This window comes from Dolichospermum sp. UHCC 0406, assembly GCF_009712025.1.
In the GTDB taxonomy this organism is placed as follows: Bacteria; Cyanobacteriota; Cyanobacteriia; order Cyanobacteriales; family Nostocaceae; genus Dolichospermum; species Dolichospermum lemmermannii.
The window spans coordinates 104,281-127,387 of the sequence record NZ_VILA01000004.1; the positions used below are offsets into that span (position 1 = coordinate 104,281).

The 23,107-nt window shown below is 37.3% G+C and carries 18 protein-coding genes and 1 pseudogene; 9 read left to right on the forward strand and 10 right to left on the reverse strand.

Annotation, left to right across the window (positions count from 1 at the left end):
• Positions 1–29: 29 nt before the first annotated feature.
• The 4 genes from FJR09_RS05285 to FJR09_RS05300 form a co-directional block, all read right to left on the reverse strand.
• Positions 30–233 (reverse strand): hypothetical protein, encoded by a 204-nt coding sequence (locus FJR09_RS05285; RefSeq protein WP_015079868.1) that lies wholly within the window; start codon positions 231–233, stop codon positions 30–32.
• Between the two features lie 30 nt (positions 234–263).
• Positions 264–437 (reverse strand): hypothetical protein, encoded by a 174-nt coding sequence (locus FJR09_RS05290; RefSeq protein WP_168654028.1) that lies wholly within the window; start codon positions 435–437, stop codon positions 264–266.
• 415 nt (positions 438–852) lie between these two features.
• Positions 853–3,942 (reverse strand): PAS domain S-box protein, encoded by a 3,090-nt coding sequence (locus FJR09_RS05295; protein WP_015079870.1) that lies wholly within the window; start codon positions 3,940–3,942, stop codon positions 853–855.
• A 596-nt stretch (positions 3,943–4,538) separates the two neighbouring features.
• Positions 4,539–6,047: a pyruvate kinase gene (locus FJR09_RS05300; protein ID WP_148760441.1), complete on the reverse strand. Its 1,509-nt coding sequence runs from the start codon at positions 6,045–6,047 to the stop codon at positions 4,539–4,541.
• A 23-nt stretch (positions 6,048–6,070) separates the two neighbouring features.
• Between FJR09_RS05300 and FJR09_RS05305 the strand changes: the two genes are divergently transcribed.
• Entirely contained in the window at positions 6,071–6,256 is a 186-nt protein-coding gene (locus FJR09_RS05305) for a hypothetical protein (protein ID WP_217361111.1), read from the forward strand.
• On the opposite strand, the gene ppsA is transcribed toward FJR09_RS05305, so the two are convergent.
• Entirely contained in the window at positions 6,224–8,659 is a 2,436-nt protein-coding gene (ppsA, locus tag FJR09_RS05310; RefSeq protein ID WP_168652261.1) for a phosphoenolpyruvate synthase, read from the reverse strand. The genes FJR09_RS05305 and ppsA overlap by 33 nt on opposite strands.
• A gap of 344 nt (positions 8,660–9,003) precedes the next feature.
• Here ppsA and FJR09_RS05315 point away from each other — a divergent pair, with 344 nt between their 5' ends.
• On the forward strand, positions 9,004–9,252 hold the full coding sequence (locus FJR09_RS05315) for a hypothetical protein (RefSeq protein ID WP_015079873.1): 249 nt from the start codon (positions 9,004–9,006) through the stop codon (positions 9,250–9,252).
• A 158-nt stretch (positions 9,253–9,410) separates the two neighbouring features.
• Here FJR09_RS05315 and FJR09_RS26090 read toward each other — a convergent pair.
• A pseudogene (locus FJR09_RS26090) lies at positions 9,411–10,129 on the reverse strand (Uma2 family endonuclease).
• A gap of 48 nt (positions 10,130–10,177) precedes the next feature.
• The gene (gene ileS, locus FJR09_RS05325) at positions 10,178–13,096 is read right to left on the reverse strand and encodes an isoleucine--tRNA ligase (protein WP_168653169.1); all 2,919 of its coding nucleotides are present in this window, start codon (positions 13,094–13,096) and stop codon (positions 10,178–10,180) included.
• Positions 13,097–13,269: 173 nt separating this feature from the next.
• On the opposite strand from ileS, the gene FJR09_RS05330 reads away from it, so the two are divergent.
• From FJR09_RS05330 to FJR09_RS05340, 3 genes are all read left to right on the forward strand, one after another.
• On the forward strand, positions 13,270–14,460 hold the full coding sequence (locus FJR09_RS05330; RefSeq protein ID WP_015079875.1) for a hypothetical protein: 1,191 nt from the start codon (positions 13,270–13,272) through the stop codon (positions 14,458–14,460).
• Positions 14,461–14,467: 7 nt separating this feature from the next.
• Complete coding sequence (locus FJR09_RS05335; protein ID WP_015079876.1) at positions 14,468–15,712, forward strand: hypothetical protein; 1,245 nt, start codon at positions 14,468–14,470, stop codon at positions 15,710–15,712.
• 63 nt (positions 15,713–15,775) lie between these two features.
• Positions 15,776–16,057: a hypothetical protein gene (locus FJR09_RS05340; RefSeq protein WP_015079877.1), complete on the forward strand. Its 282-nt coding sequence runs from the start codon at positions 15,776–15,778 to the stop codon at positions 16,055–16,057.
• Positions 16,058–16,085: 28 nt separating this feature from the next.
• On the opposite strand, the gene FJR09_RS26095 is transcribed toward FJR09_RS05340, so the two are convergent.
• Both FJR09_RS26095 and FJR09_RS26100 read right to left on the reverse strand, forming a co-directional pair.
• Positions 16,086–16,271: a hypothetical protein gene (locus FJR09_RS26095; RefSeq protein ID WP_371260327.1), complete on the reverse strand. Its 186-nt coding sequence runs from the start codon at positions 16,269–16,271 to the stop codon at positions 16,086–16,088.
• A gap of 76 nt (positions 16,272–16,347) precedes the next feature.
• Positions 16,348–16,629 (reverse strand): transposase, encoded by a 282-nt coding sequence (locus FJR09_RS26100; protein WP_371416409.1) that lies wholly within the window; start codon positions 16,627–16,629, stop codon positions 16,348–16,350.
• Positions 16,630–16,852: 223 nt separating this feature from the next.
• Here FJR09_RS26100 and FJR09_RS05350 point away from each other — a divergent pair, with 223 nt between their 5' ends.
• Positions 16,853–17,083, forward strand: a complete 231-nt coding sequence (locus FJR09_RS05350; protein ID WP_015079878.1) for a hypothetical protein — start codon at positions 16,853–16,855, stop codon at positions 17,081–17,083.
• Positions 17,061–17,417, forward strand: coding sequence for a type II toxin-antitoxin system PemK/MazF family toxin (locus FJR09_RS05355; RefSeq protein ID WP_254433040.1), 357 nt, complete (start codon positions 17,061–17,063; stop codon positions 17,415–17,417). The genes FJR09_RS05350 and FJR09_RS05355 overlap by 23 nt, the downstream gene beginning before the upstream one ends.
• 137 nt (positions 17,418–17,554) lie before the next feature.
• Here FJR09_RS05355 and FJR09_RS05360 read toward each other — a convergent pair whose 3' ends face one another.
• Positions 17,555–18,916, reverse strand: coding sequence for an NAD(P)/FAD-dependent oxidoreductase (locus FJR09_RS05360; protein ID WP_015079879.1), 1,362 nt, complete (start codon positions 18,914–18,916; stop codon positions 17,555–17,557).
• A gap of 470 nt (positions 18,917–19,386) precedes the next feature.
• On the opposite strand from FJR09_RS05360, the gene FJR09_RS05365 reads away from it, so the two are divergent.
• Entirely contained in the window at positions 19,387–19,860 is a 474-nt protein-coding gene (locus tag FJR09_RS05365) for a DUF5320 domain-containing protein (protein ID WP_158310519.1), read from the forward strand.
• 302 nt (positions 19,861–20,162) lie between these two features.
• A complete protein-coding gene (locus FJR09_RS05370; RefSeq protein WP_015079881.1) occupies positions 20,163–22,550 on the forward strand; it encodes a GH116 family glycosyl hydrolase in 2,388 nt (795 codons plus the stop codon).
• Positions 22,551–23,107 lie beyond the last annotated feature (557 nt).

A 23,107-nucleotide genomic window follows, 5' to 3' on the forward strand; every position in this document is an offset into this window, starting at 1 on the left:
TACTCCCTACCTCCTGCCCCCCTTACGTATTACTCGGCTTCAGCGAGCGCTTCTAGATGAAAAGCTACATTTTTAAGCGCCATTTCAATTTCGTTACTATAAGAAAGACTTCTCCATCTTGGGGCTGTGGCATGATCCAAGGCAGTTGTATCCAAGTATTCTGCAAAAACTATCAGTTTTTCGGGGTCTGTTGCGGCTGTTGCCAACTTTTCTAAAAACTCTTGAGGTGTCATAAAATTTGCCAAAAAAAAGTAAAAGTCTCATCAATCGGTCAATTCTATGAGCATAAGTGCTGTAATCCCCAAAAATCTGTTCAAAATATTCAAAAATGAATAATTGACAACTGACAACTGTACGGGCGAAGCATTTGGAGAACTATTTTTGGCAATGACCGATAATTTATCTTCCAAATGCTGACAACTGTACGGGCGAAGCATTTGGAGAACTATTTTTGGCAATGACTGATAATTTATCTTCCAAATGCTGACAACTGTACGGGCGAAGCATTTGGAGAACTATTTTTGGCAATGACTGATAATTTATCTTCCAAATGCTGACAACTGTACGGGCGAAGCATTTGGAGAACTATTTTTGGCAACGACCGATAATTTATCTTCCAAATGCTGACAACTGTACGGGCGAAGCATTTGGAGAACTATTTTTGGCAATGACTGATAATTTATCTTCCAAATGCTGACAACTGTACGGGCGAAGCATTTGGAGAACTATTTTTGGCAACGACCGATAATTTATCTTCCAAATGCTGACAACTGTACGGGCGAAGCATTTGGAGAACTATTTTTGGCAATGACTGATAATTTATCTTCCAAATGCTTCGCCCCTACTGACAACTTACTTGAGGACAAAATTTAATTTTGCCAATAACTCTTCATTAGTATAGGGTTTTGATAAAATTGCTGTAACTTGAGATTCATTATTTGGCTCTAACATATTCTCTATATTGCATCCACTACAAGCAATTATTAGCACCTGGGGGTTGATTTCTTTTAACTTGCAAATGGCGGAATTTCCATTCATTCCTGGCATCATTATATCCATCAATACTACTCTGATTTGATCCCGGTATTGGTTGTAAGTATTGATTGCTTCCACGCCGTTTTTAGCGGTAAGAACTTGATAATTGTAGGCTTCTAAAATGGTTGTTGTAACTTCCCGGATATGGGCTTCATCATCTACTACTAAAATTAGTTCTCCCTGTCCTTGAGATATTTCTTGATGATCGGATTCTAAAGGGGAAACTTCTTGGTTAACTGATGGTAAAAATATCTGAAATACGCTACCAAGTCCAATTTGACTTTCAACATTAATAAACCCCTTATGACTTTTAATAATTCCTAATACTGTTGATAGTCCTAATCCTGTGCCTTTACCAAAATCCTTAGTGGTAAAAAATGGCTCAAATATTCTTTCTAATATTTCCGGTGACATTCCCGTCCCCGTATCTCTAACCGTAATCACAATATAATTCCCAACTGTAGCATGATGATTTATCTGGATCATCTCTTCATCAAGATACAAATTTTCTGTAGAAACAGAGAGACATCCACCGTCAGGCATAGCATCAGCAGCATTAACCACTAAGTTTATTAATACTTGATGCAGTTGGGTTTTATCCGCAAGCACTGTCCATAATTTAGGGTGAATATGCTTAGAAAATGTGATGGATTTGGAAAATGTTTGACTGACCAAGTAGATAATATCGCTGATCAAATCATTAATCTGCACAATCGTCTGTTTGCCTTCAACACCTTTGGCGAAGGATAACAATTGTTTGACTAGTTCTGCACCATGTTTCGCATTATTTTCAATAATTGTCAGCATTTGCTGACGACGATCTTTATGTTTTTCTTCAGATAATCTACTACTTTTGAGTAATTGAGCAGATGCTAAAATTGGTGTTAAGATATTATTGATATCGTGGGCAATGCCTCCAGCTAAAGTTCCAATACTTTCCATTCTTTGAGCGCGTAAAGATTGCTCTTCTCGTTGTTTATTTTTTGTAATATCAGTATCTACTGTGAGAATAGATTTAGGTTGTCCATCAGTATCTAACATCAATGTCCAGCGACTTTGAACAATAATTAGTTGGTTTGATTGTGTGCGTTTGCGTAACTCACCCTCCCAACTTCCCGATGTAACTACAGTTTTTAGGGCGATTATCTCTTGTTCATGGGAAGTTGAATCGTAAAAAATATCCTTGGGATTCTTACCTAAAACTTCCTGACGTTCCCAACCATATATCCTCTCTGCCCCCTGATTCCAAAAGACGATTTGGGCTTGAAAATCTCGGACAAAAATTGCATCAGTCGCAATATCTAATAGGGCCGCTTGTTCATATATTTGCCGTTGCGTTTGTTTACGTTCAGAAATGTCTCTAGTTGTGCCAATCATGCGGATTGGCCGATCATTTTCGTTACAGTAAACTTTTCCTCTAGAACTCAACCAATGTAGGATACCATCACAATCCACTATCCGATGTTCACAGACAAAATCAACTTTTTTCGCCAGGGAATGACTGACACAGTTTTGAAAATGCTGACGGTCTTCAGGATAGATTAAATTGAGAAAGTCTTCAATACTAGGACAGGAACTATTGAGAGGTAAACCATACATTAAACCCATGGTAGGAGACCAGAGAGTTTCATTGGTTTGGATATGCCAATCCCAGATCCCAATATTACCTGCTTCTAGTGCTAAGGTGAGTCGGGCTTCACTTTCTTGTAAGGACGCTTGAATATGTTGCCGTTCAATGATTTCTTCTTGCAATCGCTTATTGGCAATCACTAATTCTGCCGTGCGTTCTTTTACCCGAACTTCCAAGACATCGCTATCTTGACGGAGTGCTGCTTCTAATTTTCTCCTGTCGCTAATATCAGATATTGACCATAAACAACCAGTCCGTTTACCCTCATTATCAACCATAGAATTTACTCTCACACTAGCAGAAAAGAGTAAACCTTTACGGGACTGGAAATTCATTTCCCATTCCTGTAATTCATGCAATTTTTTTAACCGGGATACAAATTGAGAACGATCTTCTTCAGCAATAAAAACTACTAATGGTTTGCCAACAAGATGATCTTGACGGACAGATAGTAAGGATGCTGCCCCATGATTAGCTTGCTGAATTATCCCTAAAGCATCAGTTACTAAATAACCATTAGGTGCAAATTCAAATAAATTTTGATAACGCAGTCGTTCTGCTTCAGTAATTTGCCGAGAATAGATTAGTTGTTCATTTTGTTGACGTAGTTCTTCTTCGGCAATTTGCAGTTCTTCTAAAGTTTCTTGCAGTTCTCGATTAATTTGTAAATTCTCGTCAACTTGTTTTTTTGCCCATTCTTGTAAATGATTATGAGTTTGCTTACGGATTACTTCCAGTTGTTCATTAATTGGTATGTGTTCTGTCTTCAAATCTAGCAAATTTTCCTGCAATGCCTCAACCACACCAATCATTTTTTCTATATTTAAGGCTTGCAGCAAGTTTGCTTCAGTGACAATACCGATTAAGTTGTCTTTATCATCTACTATTGGTAAATAGTGAATAGAATGCTGCTGTAAAAGTGCAAACACTGTCAAAATATGCTCAGATGCTGAATATTTGAGAGTAATTAGCGGCTGAGTCATCACGTCTGCCATTTTTACCGCTGATAGGTCGGTATTTAAGGTAATTACTCTCAATACATCTTTAATAGTAAATATTCCTTGTAATTGCTTTCCCTCTACTACTAAAACATAGTCGGTTACTTGATGGATCGGGTTATTAACTGTAACTTTATGATCTTGTTGTTGATTCATCAAGTTAATAGCATCCATCACACAACTATCAGGACTAATAGTTAAGGGAGAATAATGAATAATTTGATGTAAATTAGGTAAATTAATCAATTTTCGGTGAAATCTGTTAGTGAATGCGTCCATTGGTTAATCTGATTAGTAGATGATACTGTAACTAATGTCATACCGATTAAAATCTACAAATCATTAGTTAATAAATTTGATAGATATGGATAGCAAGGGTTTGGAGTGAGAAAATTTATTTCAAAAAATTACGTACAATTTAACCAAATGATTGTTGTTGGTAATATAAATATCATTTAATTGATTTTTGAGCAATTAATTAGATTGTACCCTGAATATTCTATATATGAAACTTTAATTTTGTAAACATTTCAAATAGTAAGTATTCACAATTTAAATATATAGTTTTGTAACCACATTGACAGGAGAGAACTTTGGATATATTAGAGGGTGTTTGAAAAGTTTTGAATGTATAGACTGACCCCTCTCCAAACCTCTCCCCTGCAAGGGGAGAGGCTTTGAAACCCCCCTTCCCTCGTAGGGAAGGGGGGCTGGGGGGTTAGGTTTTTGGAGATTATCGGTTTCATCTAATACTTTTCAAACAACCTCTTAGACATCTCCACAAAAGAACGTAGAGACGTTCCATGGAACATCTCTACAAGGGTTGTAAGTCACGCATATTTAATTTTCACCAGATGTCTATTTTCTATTACCAATTACCAAGAATGTAAAGCCCGTAGTTGGGGTGTTTTTTTAACTTGGTGGGCTTGCATTCTGGTGAGAACATCATCTAAAATAGCCACAGCTTCAATAATATAATCACCCTTATTGAGCATGACACACTCTGCCCGTTCTGACATGGCAGCATCAGTGATTTCTGCCCGTGAAGGCATTCCATGTTTGACGAGATTTTCTAAGACTTGAGTTGCCCAAATTACGGGGATATGGGCAGCCTCACATAACCATAATATCTCCTCTTGAATTTCCGCCAGTCGTTGATAACCAATTTCCAGCGCCAAATCTCCTCTGGCAATCATAATTCCAAAGGGTTGTTTTCCAGCGGCTTGAATAATTAATTCTGGCAAATTGCTAACGGCTAAGGGTGTTTCGATTTTCGCCACTATGGCAGGTGTGGGAGAATTTTCTGGTAATCTTACCGCTAATTCCTGTTGTAAAAGCTGAATATCTGCGGGTGTTTGCACATAGGAATAGCCGATAATATTAACTTGATTAGCATGAGTGGTAATAAAATCTAAATCTTGTTGATCTTTTTCTGTTAAAGAACTCAAATGTAATTCAGTGTCAGGAAAATTAATGCCTTTTTCTGGTAATAGTTTTTCACCTTTAAGACGGGCATGGGTAATTTTTAACCATACTCCCTCAGATGTAATTGACTCAACACAAGCACCAATCCGGCCATCATCAATCCAGACTATTGTACCAATTTTCAGTTGTTTTAATACTTCTGGAATTGTGCAACTGGCTTGAAAAAATTCAGAATCAATAGTAGTGGGTAACTCATGGGTAAGGAGGAGAGATTCACCTTTAAATATTCGTTGTTTGGGACTGGGGGTAAGAACAAATTTAATTCTGGTTTTGGGACCACTCAAATCCATGAGAATTTTACAAGAAGATTCTAATTCTAATTCTGCTTGTTTGACATTGTTAATCATGGCTAACCATTCACCGGGGGTATCATGGGCGCAATTAATTCTCACACAATTGGTCCCTTGCCGAATGATATCCCGCAGAAATTCGTAATTGGTAGCGGCTTCATTTGGCAACGTTACCATGATTCTAACTCGACGGTTATCGAGGGTGTTACCAAATAAATCTTCGGTATTTTGTTGGAGAAGGCGATCGCCCTCAAAAAATGCGTCCAAAGGTGGATGTATAATGATAGAATCATTATCTGTGTGACAAACTGCCTGTAAGGTGGCAATCACCGCATCTAAGGTAGGTAAAACCTTAGCTTCTATCCTCCCCAATGAGGACAAACCCCAAGGCATTAAAGCCGCTTGCAGTTCTCGTAAATCGTGTCTTCTCAGTGCCAAATAATAGGCAAGATTGAGACTACTATTAATAAAAGATTGTCGGTGAATTTGCTTTTTCCAGCGTTCAAATATTTCCCTGCCTTCCTGATCAACAGATTGACGAAGTTCTTGTAATGTGGTAAGTAAAAAACAAGGATCTGAGAGATCCAACTCTACATTTTTTGTTTGCATATTGGTCAGTTGTTAGTTGTCAGTTGTCAGTAGGGGCGAAGCATTTGGAAGATAAATTATCGGTCATTGCCAAAAATAGTTCTCCAAATGCTTCGCCCGTACAGTTGTCAGTTGTTAGTTGTAAAACTGTTACCAATTACCTATTACCAATCACCAATTACCAATTACCTATTCCCCTATTCCCCTGTTTCTGCTTTCGCAATTTCTAACATTGTCTTAATCACAGAATCAGGGTTGAGACTAATAGAATCTATACCTTGTTCAACTAAAAAACGAGCAAATTCTGGATAATCACTGGGTGCTTGTCCACAAATACCAATTTTGCGATTATTTTGTTTAACAGTAGTTATGGCTTTTGCTATTATTCTTTTAACAGCTTCATTGCGTTCATCAAATAAATGTGCCACTAATTCAGAATCTCGATCTAATCCTAATGTTAATTGGGTTAAATCATTAGAACCAATGGAGAAACCATCAAAAACCTGACTAAATTCATCAGCTAATAAAACGTTACTTGGTAACTCGCACATGACGTAAACTTCTAAGCCATTTTCACCTTTGACTAAGCCATTTTTTGCCATTTCTGCTAATACCTGTTTTCCTTCTTGAGGAGTACGACAAAAGGGAACCATGAGAATCATATTGGTTAAACCCATTTCTTCTCTTACCCGTTTCATTGCCTGACATTCTAAAGCAAAACCTTCACGATAACGAGGATCATAATAACGAGAAGCACCACGCCAACCAATCATCGGATTTTCTTCTTTGGGTTCAAATTGTCTACCTCCTAAAAGGTTGGCATATTCATTACTTTTGAAGTCAGATAAACGGACAATTACAGGTTTGGGATAAAATGCTGCGGCAATTGTGCCGATACCTTGCGCTAATTTGGCAATAAAGAATTCGGCTTTATCTTCATATTGTGCCGTTAATTCGCTAATTTTATATTTGGCAAGTTCGTCTTCTAATTCGTCAAAATGTAATAATGCTAAAGGATGGGCTTTAATATGATTAGCAATGATAAATTCCATTCTCGCTAAACCAACACCATCATTAGGAATTGCTGTCAAACCTAAAGCTTCTTCTGGATTACCCACATTCATCATAATTTTAGTGCGGGTTCGAGGTAAATTATCTAATGGTAATTCTTGAATTTCAAAGTTTAATAAACCTGCATAAACTTGACCTGTTTCCCCTTCCGCACAACTCACAGTAATCTCTTGTCCAGTTTCTAAAACTGTAGTCGCATTCCCACAACCAACTATAGCAGGAATACCCATTTCTCTGGCAATAATTGATGCATGACAGGTTCTCCCCCCAGAGTTAGTGACAATAGCGCTGGCTTTTTTCATAATCGGTTCCCAGTCTGGGTCTGTGCGGTTAGTAACTAACACCTCTCCGGCTTGAAATAGGTTAATATCTGGCACATCTAGAATAACTCTAGCTTTACCTTGACCTATCATTTCGCCTACGCTACGACCAGTTAATAAAACTTGACTTTTTTCCTGGAGTTGATAAGTTCTGAGGACGGTTTTTGATTTTTGAGATTGAACGGTTTCTGGTCTAGCTTGGACAATAAATAATTCTCCTGTTATCCCATCTTTTGCCCATTCAATATCCATTGGTGTGGCCATTCCCCGGACTTGGGAATAATGATCTTCAATGATACAAGTCCATTTTGCTAGTTGGAGGATTTCTTGATCATTGAGGGCAAATTGATGACGTTCAAGTTGAGGAACGGAGATATTTTTAGTTAATTTTGATCCGCCTAGATCATAAACCATTTTAATTTCTTTTGTTCCCAACCGTTTTTGGAGAATGGGTTTATATCCTTGTTTTAAAGTTGGTTTAAATACCAAATATTCATCGGGATTAACTGCACCTTGAACGATGTTTTCACCCAAACCATAAGCAGCAGTAATTAAAGCGGCATTTTGAAAGCCTGTTTCGGTGTCTATGGAAAACATCACCCCAGAAGAGGCTAAATCGGACCGAACCATTTTTTGGACACCCACTGATAATGCTACTTCAAAATGATCAAAACCTCTCATTTGTCGGTAGGAAATAGCCCTGTCTGTGAAGATAGAAGCAAAGCATTTATGACAAGATTCTAATACGCTTTTAATGCCATGAACATTCAGGTAAGTTTCCTGTTGTCCCGCAAAACTAGCATCTGGTAAGTCTTCGGCTGTGGCACTAGAACGAACAGCCACATCAGTATCTATACTATATTCTTGACATAAACTTTGATAGGATCTAGCGATCGCTTCTTGCAATTCTAGCGGAAATGGGGTTTCTAACATTAATGATCTGGCTTGTTTGCCACATTCTTGCAAATTAGCCATATCCTCCACATCTAAATCTGCAAAAATCTTTCTCAGTTTTACTTCTAAACCAGCCCCAGTAATAAAGTATCTATAAGCATAAGCCGTAGTCGCAAATCCCGTGGGAACTTTCACACCTTGGGAACTTAGTTGTTGAATCATTTCCCCTAAGGAAGCGTTTTTACCACCTACTAGGGGAATATCTGCAATTCCCACAGCATTAAAGGGTAATACTAAAGCTTCTTGATGAATTTGGCTATTTTCTTGATTGCGTTTAATTTCCAACATATTCTGAGATTCCTTAAATAGCTACTGTTATTTAATTCAGAACCCATTCTGTTTATGCACGGAGAGTTTGAGGATGTTGCGAGGATATATAGCAGGGAACGGGATTGACTACCAGATGTCTAAATGGCATCCTCCATTTAAGATTACTCTAGTTTAGAGTATAAATAAATGTATAGCTAATATAGCGAAATATTACGTAATATATTGTTCTTGTAAGTATTCTCATAATTCCCCCCTGCTTGAGAGTTAAAATTAAGGAATATACATAACAAGTTTTAATTTATCTCAATTTATTACATGACTGGATTTAGCCGAACACTTTTAACAAAGGACTTGAAACTATTATGCCCCAATGCCCTTGCTGTTCCGACTTTCTTTTACACCATATCCGTGGTGCTGAAAATTACTGGTTTTGCCGGAGTTGTTGGCAAGAAATGCCAGTATTAACCCAACGTCATACCGCTGAAGTCCCAAAACCCATTTTAGCAAAGTTAACTAAAAAAATCGCCCCACAAGAACATCGTCTTGGTTCTTACTGCTTAATTCAGCCAAATTCTTTCCAAGCAAGATTAGAGGAAAAATTCTCTCGCTAAAGCTGGAATACAATTTATTTATTACCAAATAAGATTTCAAGAATGATTGTAGCTTGCTTCCCGAAGGGTACGCAGATGAACGCAGATGAACGCAGATAAAGACGGATAAATTAATAGATTTATTAGTTTTTACAATATCTAGGTTCTACTGTTATTTATTACCAAATCTGACTTAAATCTAAAACAAATCCGGGTAATAAATTCTCACCAGTTAATGTTTGGGGATTGTCTAATTCTTCTACAGCTTGACTAGGACGATAAATAAATACTTTCCGTTGTTTTCTATCAATTAACCAAGCTAATTGTGTACCATTATCTATATATTCTTGCATCTTTTCTTGCAGAATCTTTAAATTATCAGTTTCTGAACGCAATTCAATAATAAACTCAGGACAAATAGGAGCAAATTTTTTCCTTTGTTCTGCTGGTATTGCTTCCCATTTTGTGCGGTTTATCCAAGCTGCGTCAGGAGAACGGACTGCACCATTGGGTAAGGTAAAACCACCACTAGAACCAAATCCTACTCCTGTACCATTTTGCTTTGTCCAAACACCTAATTCACCGATTAAATTAAAATTACGTCCACCTGTTTCTGAATCTGTAGGAGACATAAGAGACTTCCAAATAAAAAAATGTCCCAAAACTAACGCAAAAACCCTCCCTATTTCTTCTCTCTCTGTGTTCTCTGTGCCTCTGTGGTTCGTTTGTTCATTTATTTATTGGGATAATTTATTTCCTGGAAGTCCCTAATTAATAAATCTCCAAGATGGTTACGTTCAATTCTCAAATCACGGTTTAACTGACAGAAATTAAAAAATTGATCATCATTCATGATGATATTGGGTTGCATTTTTAAAACCATTGGTAAGAAAAACATTGTTGCGTATCGTATAAGGGTTTAGCATTGCTAAACCCCTACATGATTTTAAAATTCTCCAGCTAATGCGGGAATACAGCGTTCACACAATAATGGATGTTCTGCCGATTCACCAACATGGGGCGAATAATTCCAACAGCGATCGCATTTGTGATAAGATTTCCCTTCATGTTCATAGTCTGCGGCATTAACTACCCCAATATCCCAATTATCTTCACCTTGAACTCGCAGGGTTTTCAATCCTTTTAATGTCTCAGGAGTATCTAATAATTGGACTTCAGAAGTGAGGAACAAATATCTTAATTCATCAATTCCATTCCCGCTAACATTCAAAGGTTCGATAGCAGTGCGTAATTTTTCATCACTAAGATAAATCAATGCAATAGCTTCTAAAGAAGAACCAATTAACTTTTCTGTCCGTGCTTGTTCTAAAACCTTATTAACATCACCACGAATCCGTCGCAGTGTTTTCCAAAATTCTGCTAATTCGGGATTATCCCACTTATCATCAACCTGCACCCAACCAGCTTGAAAAACTGATTTATATTGGGTTTCGTAGGGGATAAATTGCCAGATATCTTCCGCAGTATGACATAGAACGGGAGCAATGGCGATCGCTAAATTCTCCAAAGCAATTTGCAAAACTGTTTGACAACTACGACGACGGAAAGCATCAGCAGAACTGATATATAATCTATCTTTAGCAATGTCTAAATAGAAATTTGACAAATCTACAACACAGAAATTCTGTACAGTTTGAAAAAAGCGGAAAAACTGGAAACTATCAAAAGCGTCCGTCACCTCATTAAACACCTCACGAATGCGGTGTAACATATACTTATCCAAATCTGGTAAATCATCAAAAGCTACAGCATCCTTCTGAGGATCAAAATCATGCAAACTACCCAATAAAAACCGCGCTGTGTTGCGAATCTTATTTCTGACATCCGCTAATTGCTTGATGATGTTACCACCCAACCGCACATCACCAGAATAATCAACCGAAGAAACCCACAACCGCAAAACATCAGCACCATAAGCAGGTTGTTGTTTTTGGTTAGTCCCACCTTGAATCATCAATTGAGGATCTACCACATTTCCCACAGATTTGCTCATTTTTCGTCCATTTTCATCCAAGACGAAACCATGAGTTAACACAGTTTTATAAGGTGCAATGCCATTAACCGCGACACTGGTTAACAAAGAAGATTGAAACCAACCCCGATGTTGGTCAGAACCTTCCAAATACATATCAGCAGGATAGCATAACTCCGGTCTTTGCTTCGCCACAGCCGCCCAAGAAGAACCAGAATCAAACCAGACATCCATTGTATCTGTACCCCGGCGGTAAGTCTTGCCATTATTGCGGTATGCTTCCGGTAACAACTCCTCTACCGACAACTCCCACCAAGCATCAGAACCCTTTTCGGCAATAATAGCTTGAACGTGGTTAATCGTGTCCGCATTCAGCAAAATTTCCCCAGTCGCTTCATCATAGAACACGGGAATCGGCACACCCCAGGAACGTTGACGAGAAATACACCAATCGGATCTTTCTGCTATCATTGGCGTGATGCGGTTTTCACCTTGTGCGGGAATCCAACGCACAGATGAAATAGCCTTTAAAGCCTCATCCCGAAAACCAGCCACAGAAGCAAACCATTGTTCAGTAGCGCGGAAAATCGTCGGTTTCTTCGTTCTCCAATCATAAGGATACTTGTGAGGATAAGCCTCCTCCTTCAACAGATAACCAGCCTCGCTTAAAGCATCAATAATCGCTTGATTCCCCTCACCCAAAACATTCAAGCCAGAAAACTTACCAGCCTCATCCGTAAAATTCCCACTATCATCAACAGGGGCAAGAATCGGCAAACCGTAACGTTGACCAACAATGTAATCCTCTTGACCATGACCAGGAGCAGTATGAACCAACCCTGTCCCTGACTCAGTAGTGATATAATCACCACCAACCACCACCGGACTTTCACGGTCAAACAGAGGATGAGAGTAAATAGTACCTTCCAAATCCTTCCCTGCGAACTTGGCTTTCACCGTTAACTCACAATCCAAAACCTCTCCCAACCGTTCCACCAACTCAGCCGCAACAATTAGATATCTGCATTCCCTTTGCGCCTTTGCTCCTTGTGCGTCTTTGCGCGAAACCTCCACAACCCCATACTCCAACGCACCATTCACAGCCACAGCCAAATTACCGGGAATAGTCCAAGGAGTAGTAGTCCATACAGCCACGCCCAAATCAGGCAAGAAGGCATCCAAACTAGCTTTTAACCCTTCCGCAACCTTCACCACCGGAAAAGCCGCGTAAATACTGCGAGAAACGTGACCTTCAGGATATTCTAACTCTGCTTCTGCTAAAGCCGTTTTAGAACTAGGACTCCAATGCACAGGCTTTAAACCGCGATAAATATAACCTTTGAGGAACATTTCCCCAAAAACGCCAATTTGCGCGGCTTCGTATTCTGGTTTTAAGGTTAAATAAGGATTTTCCCAATCACCCCAAATCCCATAGCGTTTAAAGCTTTCTCGTTGTTCGTCTACGGTCTTCAGTGCGAACTCTTTCGCTTTTTGACGCAATTGCAAAGGAGTGAGATTTTGCCGTTCTGCCTGTTTCATATTTTGCAGAACTTTCAACTCAATCGGCAATCCGTGACAATCCCAGCCAGGAACGTAGCGAATTTTACGACCTTGGAGCAAATGGTAGCGGTTAATAATATCTTTGAGAATCTTATTTAAAGCATGACCAATATGCAACTGGCCGTTAGCATAGGGAGGACCATCGTGCAGTATAAATAATTCGCCTGGGTTGTTTTCAGCCAGTTGAGAATAAATGTGGTTTTCTTCCCAGAATTTTTGGATTTCGGGTTCGCGCTTGATTGCGTTTGCCCGCATATCGAAGTTAGTCTTGGGTAAGTTGACGGTATCTTTGTATTTTCCAGTTTCGGTCACAGGTTCATGCCTAAATGTAGGTGTGCAGGTTATCCGATCAATTATAAGAGATGGTATGATTGTAGGGTGCGGTGAGCGATCGCTTTGCACACCGAAGGCATCGCTATCTTAATCAGTTATTTGATAGTCATATTTTATTAGATCATATTTATTCATAGATGGAGGGAATATCAATGGTAATTGTAGACAAGCTAGATATTATTAAAGATGCCAGAGTTAATTGTTACTCGGTAATTATTCAATTCACGGTAGAAGAGTATTTGAATATGGTACAACGAGCCTTTCAAAACAGAGGAGGCTTAGAAAAACAAAGGGATACATTAAAAACAACAACAGCAATTCGTATTCGTAAAAGAATGGTGCAAGATATAAAATCTGGAGCAGTATTACCTCCAATTGTAATTGGGGCGATTATTCCCTTAGAACAATTAACAACAATAGAAAAAATAGAAAATAATAACGAATTTTTGCGGTTTGTTAACCAAATACCACCAGATAATATATCTATCATTGATGGTATGCAAAGAACCTCAGCTTTAAATGAGGCATTGAATGAAGTATTAGACGATAATCATGAACTTGAAAATCGTAAAATTCGGATAGAATTCTGGATTGCTTCACAAATTAATAGTTTAACTTATAGAATGTTGGTATTAAATACCGGTCAAGTTCCTTGGAATCTCAGAAGACAAATTGAAACAGTTTTTAAATTGATAATTAAGGAAATACAGCAAAAGTATCCAGATATAGAAATAATGGAAATCAATGAAGAGAGAAGGCGCAAGCGTTCTGGACAGTTTCAAGCTGATAATGTCATTGAATTATTTCTCGTATTTGGAGCTAAAAAAGAAAAAATTGATGTTCAGGAAAGATTAGCAGACGAGTTTACAAAATTAGATTTTATTGAATCAACATCAAATGAAAACTTTACAAATATTTTTTATGAAGTAATTTATTTTTTGTCTAAATTTGACAATGCCATTGCATCCTATCAAGGTGAAAATATAGAAGGATATTTTAAAGAAGGAAAAGATTTATTTAGTAGTCAACCAGCCTGTGTTGGTTTTGTAACTGCTATTGCTTTAGCAACATTAGGTAGACCAGGAAATAAAAAATATACACCAGAAAAGCAAAATCAAAAATGGCAGGAAATCAAAATAAATGCTGAACAATTGCTACAAAGATTACAAAGATTTAATAGTGAGGAAATTGGAGAGTTTTTAGATTTTGTCACTTTGAATGAATTGATTAGTAGAAAACCAGCAAAATCTAATGAAAGAGAATTTTTTCTCAAAACTTTTGAAGTGCTTATAGAAGAAAATTTTGATGTTGAAAATATGAATCCATGCTGGAGGGCATACTAATATTATTATGTCCAGAAGTATTAAAAAAGCTAATGAATACATATTTGGGTTATTAGCTGAATTTGTTCAGTCTAAAAATGTTAATATTTCTATATCTACTGATGATGAACGACGTATTCAACTAAACACTCAGGATGAGCAAAAATGGTTGGAGAAATTAAAAATTAAAGATGAAGATGAAGAAATAATTTTGCCAACATTCAGAACAGCATGGTTTGAATTTAAACATGAAAATCAACCTAATGAATCTCAGGTTATCAAATACTTTGTTACTATTGGTGCAACAACCCAACTATCAACGCAGCCGGAAATAATACAGGTAGAAGAATTAAATGGAGGAATGATTACTGCTTTAATTTTTGAACTGAAAATTCCTGTCAAACAAAGTGCTGACCCACTTCAAATCATTAATCAAATTTTTTACACACCTGAAGCAAAAACAACTAAATATGAATTATATGAATATAGTGTAGTTAGCAGGTTCTTTGAGACTATCTTTGTTTATAAAATTCAAGATGACTGTTCATTTATTGAAAGTGATAGTGATATAAATGACAAAACTACTGTTAATCTTCTAAAATTATCAGGGTTTTATATTACTAAAACTCCTCAAATAAGGTCTTTACAATTTGAAGAAGACACCATTTTTGTTTTTGAAAAGTTATTTCTTGAAGGTGCAAAAAATATACCTTATGATAATCTAGTTTTTAGTTTAGTATCTGTTTACTGGAGATATTCTTTTCTGGATGTGTACAGATGTATAGAAAGATTATTCTCAATATCATTTTTAGAAGATTTTCATAAAAAGTTAGGTATAAAAGATTCATTACTCAATTTTTCATCTCAAATTGAAGACGATATTAGTTGGAAACCAAAAGAAAATGAAGCTATTAATAAATTGATAGCTAACTCACCGAAGGATTCTCTTAAGGATGCTATTGAGCTTTTACAAGACGTGAAAAATTTCATTGAAGGTAAGAACTCACAAGTTAATAAACTACCAATGAAGTTTTTATTTTGGGTCTTGCTGGATATCAATCGTTTAATTGATATTCTATTTTTATGGGAATATCGCAATACAGAAAGTAAACTTGGTGAGGTGATTTATAAGATTCGTAATTCTATAGTTCATTTTAGACCTGCAACTGAACAAATATCAATGGATGACAAACATTGGAATAAACTTATCAGAGCATCTTTATTAATTATTGAATACTGGTATCATAAATATGATGGACAGTTAAATACATAACTTAACAACGATTACTTTAGTCTTCACAAATTAAAAATATATAAAGTCAATCAACAGAAACTTATGACACTAACGCTTAACTTACCACCAGAATTAGAACAGTATTTAATACAGGAAGCACAACAGCAAGGACTTTCTGTGGAAACTTATACATTGGATCTGATCCAAAAATCTATTCTACAAAAAGAAAAACAATTGAGAAGAGTTAATGTGCTTCAGTCTTGGATAGATGAAAGTGATGAACAAGAACAGCAAGAAACAGGAGAATATTTGATTAATGCTTTAGATGAAAACCGTTTATCTAATCGTCAATTATTTCCGCAAGAATTAAAAGGTGTAAATTAATGTTGGGTTTCATTTCATTCAACCCAACCTACTCGTTGCCAATATCATCATCAAAAATAATTTCCTCACCCGCACCCCACATCATGTCATACATATCTTGACGCACTGCACGGTGAAAACTGGAATATTCCCAATCCTTTGGTGCTGTTACCAAACCATGTTTCACAGAATTATAATGAATATATTCAACATGATGAAAGAAAATCAATTTCATCTTTAATTAAATGTTCCCAAAAACGATATTGCCATATAGCCCGTTGTTTTTTCTTTTTTCTAGATATAGATATATTTTATGGTGAAATAGTTTCACATTGACGACTAAAATAACTTTTAATTAACCGCCAACGGGTATAAAAATCATGATCATTTTCTGGTAAAGTCCAAATACAGTGGAGATGATCCGGTAAAATAACAACAGCATCTATAATAAATGGATGTTTCCGCATTACATAACCAAAAGCATCTCTTAATAAGGAAACATTTTTTGGTAAACATAATATTTTTTGTCTTTTATCTGTCACCACTGTAAAAAAGTATGTTCCTCCTGCCACATTGGCGCGGCGATATTCCATACTATAAATATCCTGTGATTAAAGTTGTGTTTTATAATCTTGATTTTACCCCGTAGGTTGGGTTGACGCAAGGAAACCCAACATTAATTATGATATCCTGGTGGATGGTGTTGGGTTTCGTTCCATTGCTCCGCAACGCTGACGCGAACAACCCAACCTACGAAGGTTGCAGAGTCAGTATATCTTACTTTAAAATAGAAACTACTTACAATTGCCACAAATTATGATCAACCCCCAAATTTTAGAAGCTATTAAACAAATGCCTAATGTCGAAAGACTAGAGATAATAGAATTTGCCTTAAAACTCATGCGTGAAGAAATGCAAAATCCTCAAAAACTGAGCTTAACTGCTGCTGCGGAAATGATGCGTTCTTATTATGAAACAGAAAGCAGTTTAACAGAATTTGTTGATACTTGTAATGAAGATTTTTATGAGTACCAAGATTATGCGTAGAGGTGAAATCTGGCTGTATAATGCTGATCCCACAGTAGGGGATGAAATTAGCAAAACCCGACCTTGTATCATTGTTAATAATGATGATATAGGTACTTTACGCTTAAAGGTTATTGTACCTATTACCGGATGGAACGAAGTTTTTGCACAAGTACCTTGGATGATACGTATTGAAACAACAGCAGAGAATAATTTAAGCAAATTATCCACAGCAGATACTTTTCAAATTCGTTCAGTTTCTCAACAACGACTAATTAAAAAAGTGGGAATAGTTGCGGAAGAAATTATGCAGGAAATTAGTAATGCTTTAGCTATTGTTTTGAATATTAAATGACTAAAAATACACCCAATTTACTGGACGTAGTAGCACTCACAATTAAACCCGCCACCTCACACTAATTGAATTCAGTGTTGAAAGAATGGCGGATTTTCCCATAAATTTTAATGCCGTGGTACTACAAACCACAAATTCTAGAGTTTGGCTGGTTGCTTCTTTTCTGTAGTCTGGGAATGACTGCTATTATTAACAGTTTCTGTTGCCAAAAAAGCCTCTTTCCCTGTAATTAATCGAGAGCGACGATTGCGAGTAATATAATTCCAAGCCCATTGAATTACTATCACTAATTTAGTGTCAAACTCAATTAAGAAGTAGATGTGAATTACTAGCCAAAATATCCAAGCAATGAAACCTGTGAGTTTAATGAAACCTAAATCTACAACGGCTAAATTTTGCCCAATCATTGCCAAACTACCCACATCATTGTATTTAAATTCTGGCAAAGTATGACCTTGAAGCCGGCGTTTAATGAGTTTACCTACATACTCTCCTTCTTGTTTGGCTACGGGGGCAACACCAGGTAAGGGTTTACCATTTTGATGGGAGAAATTAGCTAAGTCTCCAATTACGAAAATGTTTTTATAATCCTTGATAGTCAAGTCAGGTTCGACAATTACTCTGGCAGAGAAATCGCACTCTACATCTGTGCGTTCAGCGAGGATTGTCCCCAAAGCTGAACCTTGCACACCGGCTGCCCACAAGATAGTTCTTGAGGGAATTTCTGTCAATTCACCGTTTTGCTTGAAAGTAACAATGTCATTTTCAATATTTGTGACTCTGGTTTGAGTGTGAATAACCACACCCAACTTTTGTAAAGATTCTATTGCTACTTTTGATAATTCTGGGGCAATGTGTGGGAGAATGCGATCGCCCCCTTGCAATAGTAAAATTTTCGTTTCTGAAGTGTCAATGTTGCGGAAATCTTCTTTGAGGGTTTGGTATGCTAATTCAGCGATCGCACCGGACAATTCTACACCAGTTGGACCTCCTCCCACAATCACAAAAGTTAACAAAGCCCGACGTTTTACCGGATCACTTTCTTTTTCTGCGGCTTCAAAGGCTGAAAATATCCGCCGACGCATTTCTATGGCATCTTCCACAGTTTTCAAACCAGGAGCAAATTCTTTCCAATTATCCTTACCAAAATAGGAATGGTTGGCACCAGTGGCCAGAATTAATGTATCATAAGGGACTATTTCATCACCCAAAATAACTTGTTGCGCTTTGGGATTAATATCACTTACTTCTCCCAACAACACTTTTGTATTTTTGCTTTTGCTGAATACAGATCGCAATGGTGCGGAAATATCAGAAGGTGATAGTGTACCTGTGGCAACTTGATATAAAAGCGGCTGAAATAAATGAAAATTCCGTTTATCAATGAGAGTAACATTTACTTTTGCCTTAGCAAGAGCCTTTGCTGCATACAATCCACCAAAGCCACCACCAACGATAACAACTTCATGTGGTGCATTCTTCTCACGGGGAACAACCATAAACCATATTTCCTTTTGTTAAGAGTCGTGTAACCTTTCTTAACAAATATGTAACAATATTATAATATATTTTGCCGTCTATTTGGAACTCTTGAAAAAATACTAAACGTAGTCAAAGTTACTATTAAAAAGGAATCGGGAAAATATCTATTAATTAAAATTATCTAAAATTCCAGCAATGAAAATATAGTTCTCACCCATGACTTGAGAAAAATTACACATCGCGCTAGGTGTCAATGGTGCTATAATACTCAATATCTGGTAATCACAAAACTAAAGCTAAATGGTATGACATTTTAGCTTTTAAGTTTCTTACAGGATGCAGGACGGGTGAGGCTATTGGGATGATGTGGTGTGATGTTTCATTTGACAGAGAAAGAATTTTGATTAGGAGGACTTACAATAATCTTACCAAGTCATTTTACCCATTAAAGAATCATAAAAATGGTTCATTAATTAGAATGTTCCCTATGCCTAAGAATGGTGAGTTATGGGAATTGTTAAAGTCAATACCACAAGGAAAAGATAATGATATAGTATTCAAGGTTGACGGGAAAATAGTCAAAGATGGTACACTTAGAGCTAACTGGAGAGGCACTACTGGCACTTCTACTTCTAAGATTATAGGCATAATTCCTACTCTTATAGAGCAGGGTAAATTAAGAAAATACCTGCCTTGTTATAATACCCGTCATACATTCATCACTCATCAAGTTTTTGATTTAGGGCGTGATGAAAAAATAGTATCAGCGTGGTGTGGACATAACGAAAAAGTATCAGAGAAGCATTACCAAGATATCTCTGATAGAGCTAACCAAATTAATCCAGAATTACCCGCTAATCAATCACAAGCAGATGATCAGAAAACAGAATTAGAAATGCTTAAAGAACAGTTAAAGCAGCAACAGGAGATGATTAATAAATTACTTAGTGATAAAATGTAAGTAAGGTATTTTACACACAAAAATAACCAGCTAAGTTAGTTCCTAGCTGGTTTTTTATTGACTATTTATTTTACCTAATATCCTTTGCTGACAACTATGGTTTTTAGTGTCTTGCAAAAAATCATTTAATAAATCATTAAATGAATCATTAAATGATTTTCTACACGACTTACGAACCTAGCTATCGTCTGATTTTAAATGGTTAGTAAGTTGATCAAGCTTGTAATGAATTATTGCATTATTTCCTGATTTTCTGTTATCTTTCGCTAGTCTTCCTTAGCGTCAACCTTGAAACTCAAACTATGACAAACCACCCACAAATTCCCCCCTGCACCTGGAAACGTCCCATTGGCTTAGGCTGGGAGAACCCCTACACCGTCCGTTATCCCAGTAATATTGATGATGGTCCCTGGCACGGAATGCCCCTTGGTGGCTTTGGTGCAGGGTGTATAGGACGTTCTTCACGGGGAGACTTTAACCTGTGGCACATTGACGGGGGAGAACATACTTTTAAAACTGTTCCCGCTTGTCAATTTAGTATTTTTGAATCTGGACAAGCTTACGCATTATCTACCCAACCTCCAGAAGATCATACACTGCAATCTTGGCAATGGTATCCACAGTCTCAGGAACAGAATTCAGGTACATATCACGCACTTTATCCCCGCAGTTGGTTTGTTTATGAAAATGTCTTAAAAACTCAATTAACCTGTGAGCAATTTTCGCCAATTTGGGCAGATAATTATCAAGAATCAAGTTATCCGGTTGCGGTTTTCTTGTGGAAAGCACACAACCCCACAAATGCACCAATTACCATTAGCATTATGCTAACTTGGGAAAATATGGTCGGTTGGTTTACTAATACTTTAAAATCTCCCGAAGTTAGAGTTAGAGATGATGGAAGTCCTGTTTATGAATATCTACCACGCTGGGGAGAAAGTCAAGGAAATTATAATTGTTTAGCAGAAGATCATCAATATTTTGGTTGTGTTTTAGGTCAAGTTTCTGATCATCAAACTGTCCAAGAAGGAGACGGAACTTGGTGTATTGCGACTGCTAAAAATCCCCAAGTGGAAATATTCTATCATTCCCGATTTAATCCTGTGGGTAATGGTGAAGATGTTTGGCAAAGTTTCTCTGCAAATGGTTCTTTACCTAATTATATAGATGAAACTCCCGCAGATGAAAATACCAGATTAGGTGCAGCAATTGCGGTGCGTTTCACTTTGCAACCTGGGGAAAATTTAGAAGTTCCCTTGGTGCTAAGTTGGGATTTTCCCGTTACAGAATTTGCAGCAGGAGTGAACTATTACCGCAGATATACAGACTTTTTTGGTTGTAATGGTGAGAATGCTTGGCAGATTGCCACTACTGCTCTTAAAGAATATCAGAATTGGCGATCGCTCATTCAAGATTGGCAAAATCCCATTTTGGCAAAATCAGATTTACCTGACTGGTTCAAAATGGCTTTATTTAACGAACTCTACGATTTAACCAGTGGAGGAACTCTCTGGAGTGCGGCCTCAGAAATTGATCCCGTTGGTCAATTTGCCGTGTTAGAATGTTTAGATTATCGTTGGTATGAAAGTTTAGATGTGCGGTTATACGGTTCTTTTGGGTTATTGATGTTATTCCCTGAATTGGAAAAATCGGTAATTCGGGCTTTTGCTAGGGCAATTCCCCAAAGTGATGATAGAACTAGAATAATCGGTTATTATTTAACTATCAAATCTGAAAGTCCCAACGCAGTTCGGAAAATTGCCGGTGCGACACCCCACGATTTAGGCGCACCCAATGAACACGTTTGGGAAAAAACCAATTATACTAGTTATCAAGATTGCAACCTGTGGAAAGATTTAGGTTGTGATTTCGTTTTGCAGGTATATCGAGATTTTCTGTTTACCGGTGCAAATGATCTTCAATTTTTAGCAGATTGTTGGGATGCTATTGTCCAAACTCTCGATTATGTGAAAACTTTTGATCTCGATGGTGACAGTATACCAGAAAATTCTGGCGCTCCTGACCAAACTTTTGATGATTGGCGTTTACAAGGTGTGAGTGCTTATTGTGGTGGTTTGTGGTTAGCTGCTTTGGAAGCTGCTATTGCTATTTCTAAGATTTTAACGAACCGCAGAGGCGCAGAGGACGCAGAGGTGGAGGTGCAAGGGTCTATTTATCAAGGTTGGTTAAGTCAATCGAAGCCAATTTATCAGGAGAAGCTTTGGAATGGTGAGTATTACCGTTTGGATAGTGACAGTGGTTCTGATGTAGTTATGGCTGACCAATTGTGTGGGCAATTCTACGCTCGTTTATTGAGTTTACCAGATATTGTTCCGAGCGATCGCGCTTTGTCTGCCTTAACAAAAGTATATGATTCCTGTTTTCTCAAGTTTCAAAATGGTGAATTTGGCGCTGCTAATGGTGTTCTTCCCAATGGTTTACCCGAAAATCCCAATTCTACTCATCCTTTGGAAGTTTGGACGGGAATCAATTTTGGTCTAGCAGCTTTCCTGGTGCAAATGAACATGAAAAATGAGGCAATGCGGTTAACTGAGGCTGTGGTGAGGCAAATTTACGACAATGGTTTGCAATTTCGCACCCCGGAAGCAATCACCGCTAATGGCACTTTCCGCGCTAGTACCTATCTCCGCGCTATGGCTATTTGGGGAATCTATTTGCTAGTTCGTTAAATTTGATACTTTTCACATCCCCGACTTCTTTGAGAAGTCGGGGATCTTTATTTTCCGGTTATTTCCGGAATTGGGCGAAAAAATCAGTAATGGTTAAGAGTTGAGGAATTTAAATCTGAAAACCAATGCTTTAAGATATGCCTCTTTTTCCTGATTTAACAACAAAGATAACTTCTAAACTCCCACTCAAGATAAAATTAGTCGGTCCGGGAAACATGGATAAATTTTTTGCTCAAGTATCATTGGGTTGACTTTCGCTCGCAAAGCCACTGAAAAATGAGAAGTCAGCAATTAGCAATAAATCACATCAGTAATTGCGTTTGCCGAGGCTGTGAAAATGATGGCACGTTTAAAGACACAAAAAACAATTACCAATTCCCTACTTTATTTAGGGTTATGGAAATTGAAAAGATTAAAATCAACAACCTAAAAATATTCTCTACTCTGGTTGGAAACAGATGAGAATTTATCAGTAGACCTTAAATTTAGTAATATGAGTAGATGCAGGCTAGTTGAATAAAGCAAGGACAGCAGGAGCTTTATCAATCTATGATGTC